Raw genomic sequence first — 14359 nt, forward strand, 5'->3', positions numbered from 1 at the left:
CCCACGGCCGTTCGCGGCAGCCGGGCCCTTCCCGACCGGGCCGGCACATGCTGAACCCGCCCTTCCGCCGCCCTGTCGACCCGCACGACGACCGCCGGGTCGCCGACAGGGTCTTCGGTTCCGCCCTGACCGCGCCGAAACAGGCCAGGGTGTTCGTACGGCACCAGCTCGGCGCCTGGGAGCTGCCCACCCTGCTCGACACGGCCGAGCTGCTGGTGTCGGAGCTGGTCACCAACGCCGTGCACGCGACCAACGCCGTGCGCAACGCCCCGATCACCTCGTCGATGTTCCCCGTCGCGTTGCGCATGGTGGCGTTGCGACTGCGCGTCTCCTCCGGCCCGCGCAGCCTGTTCATCGAGGTGTGGGACGTCAGCGACCGTGAGCCGGTGGCCGGGCAGAGCGACGACGACGACGAGGGTGGCCGTGGCCTGGCCCTCGTCGGCAGCCTGGCCAGGAACTGGGGGCATTACACCGCGCCGGACCGGGGCAAGATCGTCTGGTGCGAGATCCCGCTCCCCCCGCTCGCTCCCCCGCCGCTTCCCGCCGCCCGGGTGTCCCGCGTCCCGGTCTCGGTCAGCCAGGTCTCCGTCGGCCCTTTCGGCCGGGGACCGGCCTCCGGTACGGAGGAGCAGCACCGGGGCCTGCCGCGGCGGGTCAGGCATCACCCGTGTGCGCCACGCGCCCAGGGGCCGGACGAGGCGACGCTGCTGCGGGTGCTCGACGGGCTGCGCGGCCTCGACACGGAATAATCAGGGGCTGATCGGAGGGGTGATCCGGCCGATGCTTGCCCGCGTTTCGCCTTTCCCGTGTTTTTGCGTAAGCTTTCCGTGTTCTTTGAACTACACTGCGTGATTATTGGGGGCCTGGCGGGGCCCGGAGGATTTCCCCGGAGTCCCGCCAGGACGGTCCAGAGGGCCAACGGGCCTGCGGGCCTACGGGACGACGGGCCTACGGGCTACGGGCTACGGGACGACGGTGACCGGCCAGCGACCGGCGCGGACGAGGCGGATCGCCACCGAGCCGATCAGGCGATGGCCGGCCTGCGCCGACGAGCCCACCACCACGGCGTCCGCCCTCACCTCGTCGGCCACGCGGATGAGGACCGAGGCGGCGTCGCCGGGCTCGACCCGGAAGGTGTACGAGACCGGAGGGTGGATGGTGTCGGAGGCGCCGGCGATCCGGTCGCGCAGATCGGCGGCGACCTCATCGGCCGCCGACATGGCCGAGATGGTCGCGTCCGGCACGAACGGGGAGATCGTGCTGCCGGTGCCCGGGGCGTACACGAAGATCAGCTTTGAGCCCTGGCGGCGGGCGAGGCCCCACGCGTAGGCGGTGGCGCGGAGCGAGGTGTCGGAGCCGTCGATCCCGACGACGATCGACTGAGGGCCGTCGGTGCCGATCTCGAAGCCGTTCATGAGGCGAGCCTATGGCTTGTCGGGAGTGAGTTCGAGACGGCCGCCGCGGATAAACCGGTTGCGGGAATGTCAGTACCTTTGGTTAGTGTCAACACGTGGCTGACCAACCGTTAATTCACGCTCGTGGCCTGGTCAAGCGCTTTGGCGATTTCACGGCCGTCGCCGGCATCGATCTCGACGTGGCCCCCGGTGAGGCGTTCGGCTTCCTGGGTCCCAACGGCGCCGGCAAGTCCTCGACAATGCGCATGATCGGGTGCGTTTCGACGCCGACCCAAGGGGAGCTGCGGATTCTCGGCATGGATCCGGTGCGTGACGGCACCAGGATCCGCGCTCGCCTGGGGGTCTGCCCGCAGCTCGACAATCTCGACCCCGATTTGAACGTGCGGGAGAACCTCACGACGTATGCGCGCTATTTCGGCCTGTCGAGGGCCGAGTCGCGCAAGCGCGCCGACGAGCTTCTGGAGTTCGTGCAACTGGCCGATCGCGCCGAAGGCAAGGTCGAGCCGCTGTCCGGCGGCATGAAACGACGGCTGACGATCGCCAGGGCGATGGTCAACGATCCCGATCTGGTGCTGCTGGACGAGCCGACGACGGGCCTCGACCCGCAGGCACGGCACCTGGTGTGGGAGCGGCTGTTCCGGTTGAAGCAGCGCGGCACGACCCTGGTGCTGACCACCCACTACATGGACGAGGCCGAGCAGCTGTGCGACCGGCTGGTGGTCATGGACGCCGGCAAGATCGTCGCTGAGGGTTCCCCGCGGTCCCTGATCCAGACGTATTCGACGGCGGAGGTCGTCGAACTGCGATTCGCCGACGGGCTCGACGCCAACGCCGACTACGCGGCCAAGCTCGACGGAATCGGCGAGCGGATCGACCCGCTGCCCGATCGCATCCTGCTGTACGCCGACGACGGCGACGACGCCGTGTCCGAGGTGCATCGGCGGGGCCTGGCGCCGGCCAGCGTGCTGGTGCGCCGCTCGACCCTGGAAGACGTGTTCCTCCAGCTGACCGGCCGGACGCTGGTGGACTGACGATGGCCGCAGAAACGATGCGCCCCCTGCACCCCGTCCTCGCCGTCGTCGAGCGATACGTGCTCCTCTACCGCCGGCTGTGGCACGCGTCGGTCTTCTCGTCGTTCCTCCTGCCGATCCTGTTCCTGATCAGCATCGGTCTCGGCGTGGGCGGATACGTCGGATCCATCGAAGGGGTCGACTACCTGTCGTGGATCGTGCCCGGCGTGCTGGTCTCGACGGCGTTCCAGATCTGCATCGGGGAGTCGACCTATCCGGTCCTGGGCGACTTCAAGTGGGTGCGGGCCTACCACGCCATGCGTGCCGCGCCGATCCGCCCGGCCGACATCGTCCACGGGCACCTGATCGCCCTGATCTTGCGGGTGGAGGTGTCCGTCGTCGCGTTCCTGGTCGTGGTCCTCTTCTTCGGCGGATTGCACTCCCCGTGGGCGCTGGTCACTCCGCTCGTCTGCGCGCTCCTGGTCGCCTCGGTCGTCACGCCCGTCACCGCGTTCGCGGCGTCCATCGAAAGCGACAGCTATTTCGCGCTGCTGTTCCGGTTCGTCGTGATCCCCGCGACGTTGTTCTCCGGCGTGTTCTTCCCCGTTGAGCAGCTTCCCGTCGTGATCCGCGCCGTGGCGTACGCGTCGCCGGTCTGGCACGCGGTGGAGTTGTGCCGGGCCGCAACGCTGGGCCGTGAACCGACCTGGCCGATCGCGGCACACGTCGGATATCTCGTGTTGTGGGCGGTGGTCGGCCTGGTGCTGGCCCGGCGGGCGTTCAAACGGAGGCTGGAAGACTGATGATGACCACACTGGTGGCCGCCCGGGTCTCGCTGTCGCCGAGCCGGGTGGGCGCCGTCATCAACCGGAACGTGGGCGCGCTGCGGTCGGGCCCGGCCTACTGGGTCGTCCTGATATCCGGGTTCTTCGAGCCGCTGCTGTACCTGCTGTCCATCGGCGTCGGGGTCGGCGCCCTCGTCGGTGACCTGACCGTCGACGGGCACACCATGTCGTACGCGGCGTTCGTGGCTCCCGCGATGCTCGCCGTGTCCGCCATGTCGGGCGCGCTGGCCGAGACCACCTTCAACTTCTTCTTCAAGCTCAAGTACATGAAGACGTTCGAGGCGGTCCTCGCGACCCCCGTGCGGCCCTTCGAGATCGCCCTGGGAGAGCTCGTCTGGGCCGTGGTGCGCGGCTCGGTGTACACCGCGATCTTCCTGGGTTTCATGGTCGCGCTGGGGCTGAGCAGCGTGGCGGGGGCGCTGGCCGCCTTCCCGGCCACCGTGCTCGTCGGGCTGGCCTTCGGGGCCGTCGGCATGTGGGTGAGCACGCTCATGCGCGGCTGGCAGGACTTCGACCTGATGGGCACGGGCCAGTTCGCGATGTTCCTGTTCTCCGGCACGTTCTCCCCCGTGCAGAACTACCCGGTCGGCGTCGAGGTCCTCATCCAGCTCACGCCGCTTTATCACGCGGTCGAGCTCGTGCGGGGGCTGTGCACCGGGATCGTCGGGCCTGGGCTCCTGGTGAACGCCGCCTACCTGGTGGTCATGACCGTGGGCGGGCTCTGGCTGGCCTCACGGCGTGTGGAGAAGATGCTGTGCGAGTGACGCGTCGTGCCGCGCGCCTCCAGGCGCCATGACGGAAACGGCCACAGTGCCGGCCGCAGTGCCGCCCGCCGAGCTGGCTGACGACGGCCGCTACCGGGAACGGGTCTCGCTCGTTCCCGGCGCGGCCGTCTGGGCGCGCACCGCACCGGCGTCGGGAGCGCCCCAGCGGGTGCTTCCGGACGGATGCATGGACCTCATCTGGGCCGACGGCGAACTGCTCGTCGCCGGGCCCGACACCGAAACGCACGTGACCTCCGGCGACGGCGGGGCGCGCTACGTCGGCATCCGGTTCTCCCCCGGCACCGGACCGGCCGTGCTGGGCGTGCCCGCCGCCGAGCTTCGCGACCTGCGGGTGCCGCTCACCGATCTGTGGCCGTCGGCGCAGGCCCGCCCGGCCGGCGGACTACTCGAGGCGGCCTGGGAGACGGGCGCCGGCCTCGGCGCGGTGCTGGAGGCCATCGCACGGGACCGCCTCGCGCTCACGCAGCCCGATCCCGTCATGACAGGCGTCGCCGCGCTGCTGCGGAAGGGCTCCTCGGCGGGAGCCGCCGCCCGTACGGCCGGCCTCAGCGAGCGGCAGTTGCACCGGCGCTGCCTGGCGGCGTTCGGATACGGGCCCAAGACCCTGGGCAGGATCCTGCGGATGAACCGTGCCGTCGATCTGGCCCGGTCCGGCATCCCGTTCGCGGCCGTGGCGGCGACGGCCGGCTACGCCGACCAGGCCCACCTCGCGCGTGAGGTGAGGTCGCTGACCGGCGTTCCGCTCGGCGTGCTCATCCGTTAGGCGGGCCGTACGTCAGGATCCCTCCCCGGCGGAAAGCGGGGCGAACAGGTCGACGGTGTTGCCGTCCGGGTCCAGCACGACCGCATAGCGCTGGCCCCAGACCGCATCCCACGGCGGCCGGTGCCCCTCGTAACCGGCTTTGACGAGATCGGCGTACACGTTGTCGACCTCGCCGGGGTCGTCGCAGAGGAAGGCCAGGCTGACCCGGGAGCCGCCGGTGGGCGGTGTCCAGTCCGGGTCGAAGGAGCGGATGATCTCGACGGTGTCCCATGCGAGGCGCAGGCCGCCGGGCAACGTGGTCTCGACGTGGGGTTCGTTGTCGGCCGACTCGGGAAGGTCGAGCCCCAGGCGGCGGTAGAACGCCAGTGACGCGCCGATGTCGGCCACCACGAGGCCGACCAGATTGAACGAAGGTGCCATGCGGGTCACGCTACGGGACCAGCACGGCACCGTCTTGAATGAATCAGACGCCGGCGCTCAGCTCCAGGTCATCGTGATCGCCCGTTCGTAGGTGAGGTATCCGGCCCGGGCGAACGCGTTCGCCATCGGCTGGTTGCCGAGGTCGGTGGCGGCCCGGATGCGGGGAACATCCTGTTCGGCGAGGATTCGCGTTCCCTCGGCCAGGATGTCGTGGATGTAGCCGTTGCCGCGATGCGCCGGCACCACGCCGATGTAGGCGATGATCGGGTTGTAGTCGTTGCGGGCGGGGAAGACGAAGCCCACCGGCTCACCGCCGGGCAGGGTCGCGATCCGCCACCATTCGCGCGGGCTCGAATAACCGGCGAGTTCGTCGTGGAAGTGCAGTTCGGCTGCTTCCCGCGCCGGCATCCTGGTCATGTCGTCGCGGCTGTGCGCGTCTAGCGTCCCGTCCATGGCCGACGTCATCAAGGCGAGGATCTCCTCGTCGTCGTGGACCGGGCGGAACTCCAGACGGCGGCTCGCCGGAGGGATCGGCGTTCCGGCCCGCCATTCCAGGCGGAGCCGTTCGACGAACAGCCGGGCGCCGACCTGCTCGAGGGCGGCCATGCGCCCGTCGACCACGCGCCGCGATTGTTCGCCGTCCCGCCAGTCCGGGGGGACGAACCGGATGTACTCGGGTGGCGTCGCGCCCGGCGGCAGGGCCGCGGCCATCGTCGTACGCAACAGCTGTGCGCCGATGTCGATCCGGGCGGAACCGGCGTCGTCGTCGATGTCGAAGACGTCCAGGTAGAGCGGGTCGGCGGAATCCGGCCGGCCCCACCAGGCGGCCCTGCCCAAGAGGCGGTTGCCGTGGAGGGCCACCCACATCCAGTCCGTACGGCGTCGCCCGGCGTCCAGGTCGTCGGCCAGTTCCGAGTTGAGGGCGTAGGGAAAGCGGGTGAAGAGGTCGAGTTCGTCGCGTCCGGTGATCGGACGCATGGTCAGGTTGTTCGTTTCCAAGGTCAAGGCGCACTCCGGGGAAGGCGCCCGTGACTCCAGGGGGTCAGACGTGGTCCAGGACCCGGGAGGACACAAGCGCGGTGATCGTGGGGATCATGGGCTTATCCCTCCTCTCAGTTCGGTCGGTGCCTGCTCGGGCGAGCGGGGCATTCGGGTGCAAGGTCTATCGGAGCGTCGTGATGGCGCGCAAACGCATTTCCGGCCGGCAGGTCCCGGCGCCTGCGGGGTGGCGCCGGGACGGGTGCATGATCACGAACCGGATCTGCCCTGGTGAGCGTAGTGGTCGCCGAGCTACTGCATGATCACGAACGTGGTTTTCGCAGGTGGGATACAGCGCCCGCGAACTTCTGCATGATCACAAAACGGGTTTGGGCAGGTGAGGCGGGGTGCCGGCGAACTTCTGCATGATCACGCCGAGGGGGTGGGGGTGGGGGTGAAGGGGGTGGCGGTGAGTACGGCGGTGGTGGGGATGGGGCCGTAGATGTGGGGGAAGGCCTCGGTCGTGCCCTCGGGCACCTCGAACTTCACCGGGCATCCCAGCAGGCTCTCGTCGACGGCCAGCAGCACCAACGGCTCGGCGACCCCACGGTAGAAACGCTCGGCGACGCCGTTGACCTGGTCCATGTCGGCGGAGGCGTGGATGAAGCCCTCCTCCTCCAGCGTCACCCCCAGGGTGGACATGCGGTACTCGCCCGCCTTCTCGGCGCGTTCCCAGTCGGACGCCAGTGCGAGGTGAAAAAGCATGGGCCGAGCTTACGGGTCAGCTGATCGACTTGAGCGCGCGGGCCACCACGTCCCGGGCCCGCTCCCGGCCTTCCGGACGTGCCTCCACGATGTCCTCCAGCCACAACCCCGACAGCACGGTGGTGACGAACCGGACCTCCGAGTGCCCGCACGCGTAGCCGGCGCGTTCGAGCACCGTCTTGACGATCTCGTCGCATCCGTCGGTCCACGCCCGTGCGATGTCCTGCAGCGCGGGGTCCCGGCCCGCCTGGAGATACAGCTCCCACAACCCGAGCTGGCGTGGCCGGTCCAGCGCGTAGGCCATGGCGAGCCGCTCGGCGAGGTATTCGGTCGACTCCCCCCGCATGGCCTCCAGCAGCGAGGCGCGCATGTCGGCGAGTTCGCGCTGGACCAGCAGGGCGAACGCCTGCGCGAGCAGTTCGTCACGGCTGGCGAAGTAGTAGGTGGTGGCGGCCGGCGGGATGCCCGCCCTGCGGGCCACGGCCCGATGCGTCGCGGCGGCGAAGCCGCCCTCCCCCAGCAGGTCGGCGGCCGCGTTCAGCAACGCCTCCCGGCGGCGCAGAGCCCGTTCCTGCGTGTGACGTCCTTGAGTCCGGCGCCGGCGTTGGGGCGCAGCCGGGTCGCCGGGACGCTCCCGCGCGCTGTCGTGCAGCGTGTCCCGATCGCCCGCGTCCGCTTCGTTCAAGGAACGGCCTTCGATGAGACGACGTGATGGCGTGGCCGCCGGTCGCCTTTCAATGGGCGCCTGCCAGGTTCAGCACGACCACACCGCAGATGATCAAAACGATACCGGCGGCTTTGGTGAGGTTCATCCCCTCGTGCAGGAACAGCGTGCCGATCACGGCGATGGCCGCCGTCCCGATCCCGGCCCAGACCGCGTAGGCGATGCCGACCGGCATCTGCAGTTTCAGGGCCCATGCGAGGAGGAGCAGCGAGGCCACATATCCGGCGACGACCACGATCGTCCATCCGATGTGGCTCAGCCCGTCGCTCAGCTTGAGTGCCGAGGTGGCCAGGACTTCTGAGACGATCGCCGCACCGAGCAGTAACCACGCCATGGGAATCCTCCATAAAACCGGTACGCGTGTACCAGTTTAATCGCGCTCACCCTTCGGGACCAGGGGGATTCCCGCAGGGCGGCCTGCCGTACCCGTGGGGGACGCGCATTGTTCGGCGGCGCGGCGATTGGCATGAGCGTCGAATGCGTGTTCTACTGTCCCCCATGCGTCGCGACGCCCCTCCCGGCCCCGCCACCGTTCCCGGGGTCCAGCAGTCGCTCCTCGACGCAGGGCCCTCCCGGCCCCGTGTCGAACGGCAGGCCGTCACACGAACGTTCGACGGCATCACCTGCTACGAGGTTCCGGCCCGGGTCGCGATCGACCAGGTGCCGGAGGCCGCCGAGCTGCCCTATCTCTGGGCGGCCAGTCCCTACCGCGGCTGTGAGGCCGGCTGCCGCTACTGCATGGCACGGCGCGGCCACCGCTACCTCGGGCTGGATGCCGGAGAAGACTTTGCCTCGCGCATCGTCGTCAAGACCAATCTGGCCGACCGCTTACGCCGCGAACTCTCTTCGCCGCGCTGGCACGGCGAGACGGTCGCCCTGGGCCTGACCGGCGACTGCTACCAGCCCGCCGAGGAGACCTACCAGCTGATGCCCCGGGTCGTGCGCGCGTTCACCGACGCGGCCAACCCGTTCACGGTGCTGACCAAGAGCCCGCTCGTGTTGCGCGACCTCGACCTGCTCCGCGACGCGGCCAAGGTCACCCAGGTCACCGCGGCCGTGTCGGTGGGCTTCGTGGACGACCGCATCCGCCGGGCGGTCGAGCCGGGCGCGGCCAGCCCGCAGCGCCGCCTGGAGATCTGCGCCACCCTGAACGACGCGGGCATTCCCTGCGGCGTGCTGATGGCGCCGATCCTCCCCCTGATCACCGACTCCGCCGACCATCTGCAGGCCACCGTGCGCCGGGCCGCCGACGCGGGCGCGGTCAGCATCACCCCGATCGTGTTGCGGCTGCCCTCCGGCGCCCGCGAGTGGTACATGAGCTGGCTCGAACGCGAGCATCCCGGGCTCGTGCCCCGCTACCAGGCCCTGTACGGCAAGGCCCCCACGGCCGACCCGGCCTACCGGCAGCGGATCGCCGACCAGGTGCATGGCTTGGCCGAGGCGTACGGCATCGGCCAGGCCGCACGGCGATGGCGCCGCCGCCGGACGCCGACCAAACAGCTCACCCTCGTCTAGAAGACTTGTCCGCGATCGTCTGGAGGACGGCCCGGAGTTCCTGGTCGTCGTGGATGGCGGCCCAGCCGCCATCCCAGCTGAGGCGGTGGTCGACGGCGAGAACCGCCTCTATCGCCGCGAGATGCCCAGCCGGGAGGTCGTCGAGTTCGGCGAGATAGCGCACGCATGCCCGGACGACGGGCATCGCCGTGCCGTCGAGCAGATCCCGCACGGGACGCATGAGGACGCGGACGCCCTCATCGACGTCGCCGGTGATCCGGATGAGGGCGTGCGCCGCCTCCACCGCCGTCCACGTCTCGTGGGATCGGGCGAGCAGCCGGAGGGTCGGCACATGGCCGACGGCGTGCCCGCCGAGGTCGGCCAGGCGGTGCGTTGCCGTGTGCCATTCGCCGCCGAGTTGAGAGCCCAAGGTGTGCAGGGCGGGTTCGGGATCGCCGGTCACCCGCCAGTAGGCCCATGGGACGGCGACGGCCGCCGATCGGCGGGCATACGCATGGTCGAGACCTGCTTGCGGGTCGTCCAGCAGGGCCCGCAATGCCGGACCCGCGGACGCCGCGTCCGGGCCGATCGCGCCGAGCGTGTCGGCCGCCCAGTGCCGCAGCGGCCCGTAGAGCAGTTCGATGATCCGGGGAACCGCCGGGGCCGCGGAGGGGCCCCAGGCTTTGAGGGTCTGCAGGAGCGTGCGTCCCAGGTCCGCGTCCGTGTTCGGGTGCAGCCGCTGGAGGACCGCGGGCAGCAGCGCCGGCGCCCAGCTGGCGCAGGGCGCCAGGACCTGCTGGAGCGACGGCGGCGAATACATGTACACGCTCTTGCCGGTGTGCGCGGACGACAGGGAGTATCCCGGCCGCCCCGCGCCGATCCGTTCCGTCAGTTCCGGCAGGCAGCGTTCGTCGCCTGACCAGGCCAGGCCCCAGACGGCCACGTCGGCGACGTCCTGGTCGTGCAGGTGCTCGGCGAACAGGTCCGCGTCGCCTCCCCCGGGCCGGGCATGCGCGGCGAGAAGGTGGAGGACGTGGGTGCGGGTCTCGAGGTCGGAGTCAGCGGAGTGTTCCCGTAAGGCAGGCAGGAGCCGGCGGGGACGCCGCGAGACGGAGAGCAGATCGGCGGCGGCCTTGACGGCGCCGCGACGACGGCCGGGATCGGGATGCGCGAGCATCGCGACGCAGATCTCTTCCCGGGCGTCGAAGTCGTCGCCCAGGCGCGTGGCCGCCCACTGGACCATCCCCGCAGGAGTGCCGACGGCATGTTCACTGCCGGCCCAGGCCGTCACGTCTCCGGACAGACCCGTGACGATCGGCCCGAGTTCGGCGGGCCTGCCGGGAAGGGCCTTCGCGAGGGCCAGGGTGGCCGCGAATACGACCTGCTCGTCCCGGCGGCGGGTGAGGTCGCGGAGCCAGATCAGGGTCTCCGGGAGCGTCGCGGCCGTCAGGGATCGGGCGAGCGAGCCGATCACGAGGATCTGGTCCAGGCGGGTGAGGTCGTCTTGGGCGTCCCATCGCGCGCGCAGGGCGTCGACCACCTCGTCCGCCTGGTCCACCGCCTCCTCCAGCACCGAGCTCGCCACGCGCCGCACGTGGCGGTCGTCGTCGTCCAGCAGCACGAGCAGCCGGGCCACGGTCTGCGTCCATGCCTCGGCGATCCAGCGGGGCGCGACCTTCCGCGCGGTCCGCGCGAGCCTGCCGACGATCTCCAACACCTCGGCGCGGCAGGCGACCTGGGCCGATTCGGCGGCCTCCACGAGAAACGGCATCGCGGCCACCGCGGCCGACCCGACGAAGCCCCCCTGGTGGTAGAGCTCGTTCAACAGCTCGTCGGCGGCGCCGAGGGCGTCGTCCTGACTCATCAGGGCGCGGAACAGGGCGGGGACGTCCACCCTGCCCGAGTAGGCGTAGTGCAGGTCGGGCCACGGGACGCGATCAAGACCGTCGAACATGCCGGGAGGCTATCCGACATTTCCTGACAGAGCTGCCGGGCCGGCGGGGAAACGAAACGACCCAGGCGCCTCGCCGGCGGCCCTCCCCGGTTCGGTGAGGTCGCGACTCTCGGCCGAAAAGGGGGAGCCGCCGGCCTCAGGCCACCACGGGTCAGGCCGTGAAGACCGCCTGCTCCTCCAGGAAGGCGCTGATTCCCCAGGAGCCGAACTCGCGCCCCATCCCGGACTGCTTGAACCCGCCGAACGGCGCGTCCCGCGAGCCGACCATCCCGTTGACCATCACGCGTCCGGCCTGCAGGCGCCGCGCGACCCGCTGCCCTCGCGCGGCATCGCCGGTGGCGACGTAGGCGGTCAGACCGTACGGGGTGTCGTTGGCGATGGCGACCGCCTCGTCCTCCCCGTCATAGGTGATCACTGACAGGACCGGGCCGAAGATCTCCTCCCGGGCCACCGTCTGGTCGTTGGTGCCGGCGAACAGCGTGGGCCTGACATAGTTGCCCTTCTCCAGGCCCTCCGGGTGGCCGAGGCCGCCCGCAAGCACTTCGGCGCCCTCCTCGATACCCGACTGGATGTAGGACTGCACCCGGTCGTACTGGTCGCGGTCCAGGAGCGGACCGATCACGGTGTCGGCCTCGCGCGGGTCTCCGACCTTGAGCGCCGCGACCGCCTCGGACAGAGCCTGCTTGAACTCCTCCTCCCGGCTGCGCGGGATCAGGATGCGCGTGCCGGCCACGCAGGCCTGCCCGTTGTTGAAGAGGCCGGCCTGCACTGCGAAGGGAACGGCCTGGGCCGGGTCGGCATCGTCCAGAATGACCGTCGGCGACTTGCCGCCGAGTTCGAGGGTGACCCGCTTCAGGGTGTCGACGGCGTTGCGGGCGACGATCTTGCCGGTGGCGGTGGAGCCGGTGATCGACACCTTCGCGACGTCCGGATGGGTGGTGAGGATGCCTCCGACCGGGTCCCCCTTGCCGAAGACGACGTTGATCACGCCGGCGGGCAGTCCGGCGGCCGCGATCGCGTCCAGGACCGGCTGTGCCTGCCAGATGCCCCGCTCGCTGGGCTTGATCACCACGGTGCAGCCGGCGGCGAGCGCCACGCTGGCCTTCATGGCGATGGACCAGCTCGCTCCGTTCCAGGGGGTGATGAGGGCCGCCACGCCCGCCGGTACGCGGTGGACGGTGGCCCGTCCGGCCTGCCGTACGAACGTGTCCTCCACCAGCAGGCGCTGCGCGTCGAGGAACCACTGCGGGGACTCGTCGACGATGAACGTCGCCGTCGCAGTGGTGGTGCCGAACTCCTCCACGAGTGCGGAGATCATGTCCTCCCGGCGCGCCGCGAACGAGTCCGCGAGCCTGCCCAGGTAGTCGCGGCGCTGGTCGAGAGTGGTAGCCGACCATGCCGGCAGCGCCCGCCTGGCGGCCTCGACGGCCGCGTTCGCGTCGACGGCGTCACCGAGCACCCCCTCGGCGATCTGCTCACCCGTGATCGCGCTGGTCACGGGATAGGTGTCGGTGCCATGGGCGGCCACCACGCGGCCGTCGACGTAGTGGCGATTGAGTGTCTTCACCGTGCTCTTCCTTAGGTGTCGGGACCACACCAGATCACTTAAAGCAATCCGATTGCGTTAACACGCTAGCACGATCCGGCGAGCTAACGCATCCCACATGCGTTAAAGTTGGGGGCATGCACAGTCGCGCCCGCTCCCCGGAGGCCAAACTCCGCCGTGCGGAAGACCTGCTCGACGCCGCCCGCACCCTGGCCGCCGACCTCGGCGGAGTACGGCACGTGACCCTCGCGGCCGTCACGGAAGCCGCCGGCCTGCATCCGTCGGCCGTGCGGCGCTACTTCGACAGCAAAGAGGAGTTGCTGCTGGAACTGGCCGAACGCGGGTGGAACCAGTGGCGCGACATCCTCACCGCGCGCCTCGCCGGCGCCCGCGGGCTGACCCCCGTCGAGTCCGCCACCGTCGTGGCCGCCACCCTCGTCGCCCAGCCCCTCTTCTGCGACCTGCTCACCCACGTGCCGCTCAGCCTCGAAGGCGAGGTCGGCATCGAGCGGGCCCGCCGCTACAAGACCAACTCCTTCGCGGCCTACGACGGCATCGTGGAGGCCCTCACCTCCTCCTCCGACACCCTCACCACCACCCAGGTCCAGGACGTGATCGCTGCGGCGCTCGGGCTGACCGCGCAGTTGTGGCAGGTCTCCCACCCCACGCCCAGCCTCGCCGAGCTCTACGCCCAGCACCCTCGTTGGGGACACGTCGCCCTCGACTTCGAGCCGCGCCTCACGCGCCTGCTCCAGGCCGTCGCGGTCGGAGTCACGGTGACGGACGGCGACGGCGGGGCGGGGAAAACCCGGTGAAACAGGCGTGCGGTCTCGTCTAGTCTGCCCGCATGCGAGTGGGCCAGGACGCGAACGGACATGACGTGGACGCCTTCATCGAGGACGGATTCCTCAAGATCGAGGAGGCGTTCCCCCGCGAGGTCGGCGAGCGCGCGCAGGCCCAGCTCTGGGAACGGATGGGGCTGTCGCCCGACCGGCCGTCGGAGTGGACGGAACCGGTGAGATGGGTGATGGACGAGGACGGGTCGGGGGCGCTCGGCGAGGCGATCCGCAGCCCGCGCATCGCCGCCGCGCTCAACGCGATCGCGGGCGAGGGCACCTGGTTCCCGCGCGGGACCGTCGGCATGCTCCCGATCCGTTTCCCGTTCCCCACGGACGCGGGCGACACCGGCTGGCACATCGACCAGAACGATCCCGGCCCGGAAGGGGCATGGGGGATCGTCACCGCCAGGCCGCACAACCTGCTCATCTTGATGGTGTTCTCCGAGGTGGGACCGGACGACGCCCCCACCCGGATCCGGGTCGGCTCGCATTTCGACACCGCCAGGGCGCTGGAGCCGTACGGGGAGAAGGGGTTGCCGTTCTTCGAGTCGGGTCCGGTGCTCGATTCGGCGAGTGCGCACCGTCGTGAGGTTCTGGCGACGGGGCTGCCCGGCGACGTCTACCTGTGCCACCCGTTCCTCGTGCACGCCGCGCAGGCGCACCGGGGCACGCGGCCACGTTTCATGTCGCAGGGGCCGATCATCTTGCGCGAGCCGCTGCGGGCCGGCTCGGCCACCCCGTTGTCACGGGCGGTACGGCTTGCCCTGTCCGGCGGCGACGATGTGACGTCCGCCGAGGGTACCCCCGACCGGTAACGGTAG

16 protein-coding genes are annotated in these 14359 nt (G+C 70.3%); 8 read left to right on the plus strand and 8 right to left on the minus strand.

The window, feature by feature from the left end; translation table 11 throughout:
- Positions 1-47: 47 nt before the first annotated feature.
- The gene (locus tag Pth03_RS01420) at positions 48-749 is read left to right on the plus strand and encodes an ATP-binding protein (RefSeq protein WP_203942223.1); all 702 of its coding nucleotides are present in this window, start codon (positions 48-50) and stop codon (positions 747-749) included.
- Positions 750-962: 213 nt separating this feature from the next.
- Here the strand turns inward: Pth03_RS01420 and Pth03_RS01425 are convergent, their stop codons facing one another.
- Positions 963-1415 carry a universal stress protein gene (locus Pth03_RS01425; protein ID WP_203942224.1) on the minus strand — a complete coding sequence of 151 codons (453 nt, stop codon included), beginning with the start codon at positions 1413-1415 and terminating at the stop codon, positions 963-965.
- Positions 1416-1510: 95 nt separating this feature from the next.
- On the opposite strand from Pth03_RS01425, the gene Pth03_RS01430 reads away from it, so the two are divergent.
- Genes Pth03_RS01430 through Pth03_RS01445 form a run of 4 tightly spaced genes read left to right on the plus strand, consistent with a single transcriptional unit; the run spans position 1511 to position 4818 of the window.
- A complete protein-coding gene (locus tag Pth03_RS01430) occupies positions 1511-2446 on the plus strand; it encodes an ABC transporter ATP-binding protein (protein WP_203942225.1) in 936 nt (311 codons plus the stop codon).
- A 2-nt stretch (positions 2447-2448) separates the two neighbouring features.
- A complete protein-coding gene (locus tag Pth03_RS01435; RefSeq protein WP_203942226.1) occupies positions 2449-3228 on the plus strand; it encodes an ABC transporter permease in 780 nt (259 codons plus the stop codon).
- Positions 3228-4034: an ABC transporter permease gene (locus Pth03_RS01440; protein ID WP_203942227.1), complete on the plus strand. Its 807-nt coding sequence runs from the start codon at positions 3228-3230 to the stop codon at positions 4032-4034. Before Pth03_RS01435 ends, Pth03_RS01440 begins: the two co-directional genes overlap by 1 nt.
- A 28-nt stretch (positions 4035-4062) precedes the next feature.
- A complete protein-coding gene (locus tag Pth03_RS01445) occupies positions 4063-4818 on the plus strand; it encodes a helix-turn-helix domain-containing protein (RefSeq protein WP_203942228.1) in 756 nt (251 codons plus the stop codon).
- Between the two features lie 12 nt (positions 4819-4830).
- On the opposite strand, the gene Pth03_RS01450 is transcribed toward Pth03_RS01445, so the two are convergent.
- The 5 genes from Pth03_RS01450 to Pth03_RS01470 form a co-directional block, all read right to left on the minus strand.
- Positions 4831-5238, minus strand: a complete 408-nt coding sequence (locus Pth03_RS01450; RefSeq protein WP_203942229.1) for a VOC family protein — start codon at positions 5236-5238, stop codon at positions 4831-4833.
- A 57-nt stretch (positions 5239-5295) separates the two neighbouring features.
- Positions 5296-6243, minus strand: a complete 948-nt coding sequence (locus Pth03_RS01455) for a GNAT family N-acetyltransferase (RefSeq protein ID WP_239118679.1) — start codon at positions 6241-6243, stop codon at positions 5296-5298.
- 402 nt (positions 6244-6645) lie between these two features.
- Positions 6646-6981 carry a DUF952 domain-containing protein gene (locus Pth03_RS01460; RefSeq protein WP_203942230.1) on the minus strand — a complete coding sequence of 112 codons (336 nt, stop codon included), beginning with the start codon at positions 6979-6981 and terminating at the stop codon, positions 6646-6648.
- Positions 6982-6997: 16 nt separating this feature from the next.
- Positions 6998-7666, minus strand: a complete 669-nt coding sequence (locus tag Pth03_RS01465) for a TetR/AcrR family transcriptional regulator (RefSeq protein WP_203942231.1) — start codon at positions 7664-7666, stop codon at positions 6998-7000.
- Positions 7667-7715: 49 nt separating this feature from the next.
- Positions 7716-8039 carry a DMT family transporter gene (locus Pth03_RS01470; protein WP_203942232.1) on the minus strand — a complete coding sequence of 108 codons (324 nt, stop codon included), beginning with the start codon at positions 8037-8039 and terminating at the stop codon, positions 7716-7718.
- Between the two features lie 164 nt (positions 8040-8203).
- Here Pth03_RS01470 and Pth03_RS01475 point away from each other — a divergent pair, with 164 nt between their 5' ends.
- Positions 8204-9220: a radical SAM protein gene (locus tag Pth03_RS01475; protein ID WP_203942233.1), complete on the plus strand. Its 1017-nt coding sequence runs from the start codon at positions 8204-8206 to the stop codon at positions 9218-9220.
- Here Pth03_RS01475 and Pth03_RS01480 read toward each other — a convergent pair.
- Positions 9207-11153 carry a hypothetical protein gene (locus Pth03_RS01480; RefSeq protein WP_203942234.1) on the minus strand — a complete coding sequence of 649 codons (1947 nt, stop codon included), beginning with the start codon at positions 11151-11153 and terminating at the stop codon, positions 9207-9209. The two genes, Pth03_RS01475 and Pth03_RS01480, sit on opposite strands and share 14 nt — an antisense overlap.
- A 151-nt stretch (positions 11154-11304) precedes the next feature.
- Complete coding sequence (locus Pth03_RS01485; protein WP_203942235.1) at positions 11305-12720, minus strand: aldehyde dehydrogenase family protein; 1416 nt, start codon at positions 12718-12720, stop codon at positions 11305-11307.
- A 116-nt stretch (positions 12721-12836) separates the two neighbouring features.
- Here Pth03_RS01485 and Pth03_RS01490 point away from each other — a divergent pair, with 116 nt between their 5' ends.
- Together Pth03_RS01490 and Pth03_RS01495 are read left to right on the plus strand one after the other, a co-directional pair.
- On the plus strand, positions 12837-13514 hold the full coding sequence (locus Pth03_RS01490) for a TetR/AcrR family transcriptional regulator (protein ID WP_203942236.1): 678 nt from the start codon (positions 12837-12839) through the stop codon (positions 13512-13514).
- Between the two features lie 32 nt (positions 13515-13546).
- Positions 13547-14353 (plus strand): phytanoyl-CoA dioxygenase family protein, encoded by an 807-nt coding sequence (locus tag Pth03_RS01495; RefSeq protein ID WP_203942237.1) that lies wholly within the window; start codon positions 13547-13549, stop codon positions 14351-14353.
- Positions 14354-14359 lie beyond the last annotated feature (6 nt).

The sequence above is a fragment of the Planotetraspora thailandica genome, from assembly GCF_016863335.1.
In the GTDB taxonomy this organism is placed as follows: domain Bacteria; phylum Actinomycetota; class Actinomycetes; order Streptosporangiales; family Streptosporangiaceae; genus Planotetraspora; species Planotetraspora thailandica.

What these genes read in the sequence shown, in the direction of transcription:
- Pth03_RS01475 (WP_203942233.1), top strand. Translation starts at nt 8,204, where the DNA reads ATGCGTCGCGACGCCCCTCCCGGCCCCGCCACCGTTCCCGGGGTCCAG.
- Pth03_RS01470 (WP_203942232.1), bottom strand. Translation starts at nt 8,039, where the DNA reads ATGGCGTGGTTACTGCTCGGTGCGGCGATCGTCTCAGAAGTCCTGGCC.
- Pth03_RS01450 (WP_203942229.1), bottom strand. Translation starts at nt 5,238, where the DNA reads ATGGCACCTTCGTTCAATCTGGTCGGCCTCGTGGTGGCCGACATCGGC.
- Pth03_RS01420 (WP_203942223.1), top strand. Translation starts at nt 48, where the DNA reads ATGCTGAACCCGCCCTTCCGCCGCCCTGTCGACCCGCACGACGACCGC.
- Pth03_RS01445 (WP_203942228.1), top strand. Translation starts at nt 4,063, where the DNA reads ATGACGGAAACGGCCACAGTGCCGGCCGCAGTGCCGCCCGCCGAGCTG.
- Pth03_RS01490 (WP_203942236.1), top strand. Translation starts at nt 12,837, where the DNA reads ATGCACAGTCGCGCCCGCTCCCCGGAGGCCAAACTCCGCCGTGCGGAA.
- Pth03_RS01435 (WP_203942226.1), top strand. Translation starts at nt 2,449, where the DNA reads ATGGCCGCAGAAACGATGCGCCCCCTGCACCCCGTCCTCGCCGTCGTC.
- Pth03_RS01460 (WP_203942230.1), bottom strand. Translation starts at nt 6,981, where the DNA reads ATGCTTTTTCACCTCGCACTGGCGTCCGACTGGGAACGCGCCGAGAAG.
- Pth03_RS01425 (WP_203942224.1), bottom strand. Translation starts at nt 1,415, where the DNA reads ATGAACGGCTTCGAGATCGGCACCGACGGCCCTCAGTCGATCGTCGTC.
- Pth03_RS01440 (WP_203942227.1), top strand. Translation starts at nt 3,228, where the DNA reads ATGATGACCACACTGGTGGCCGCCCGGGTCTCGCTGTCGCCGAGCCGG.
- Pth03_RS01495 (WP_203942237.1), top strand. Translation starts at nt 13,547, where the DNA reads ATGCGAGTGGGCCAGGACGCGAACGGACATGACGTGGACGCCTTCATC.
- Pth03_RS01480 (WP_203942234.1), bottom strand. Translation starts at nt 11,153, where the DNA reads ATGTTCGACGGTCTTGATCGCGTCCCGTGGCCCGACCTGCACTACGCC.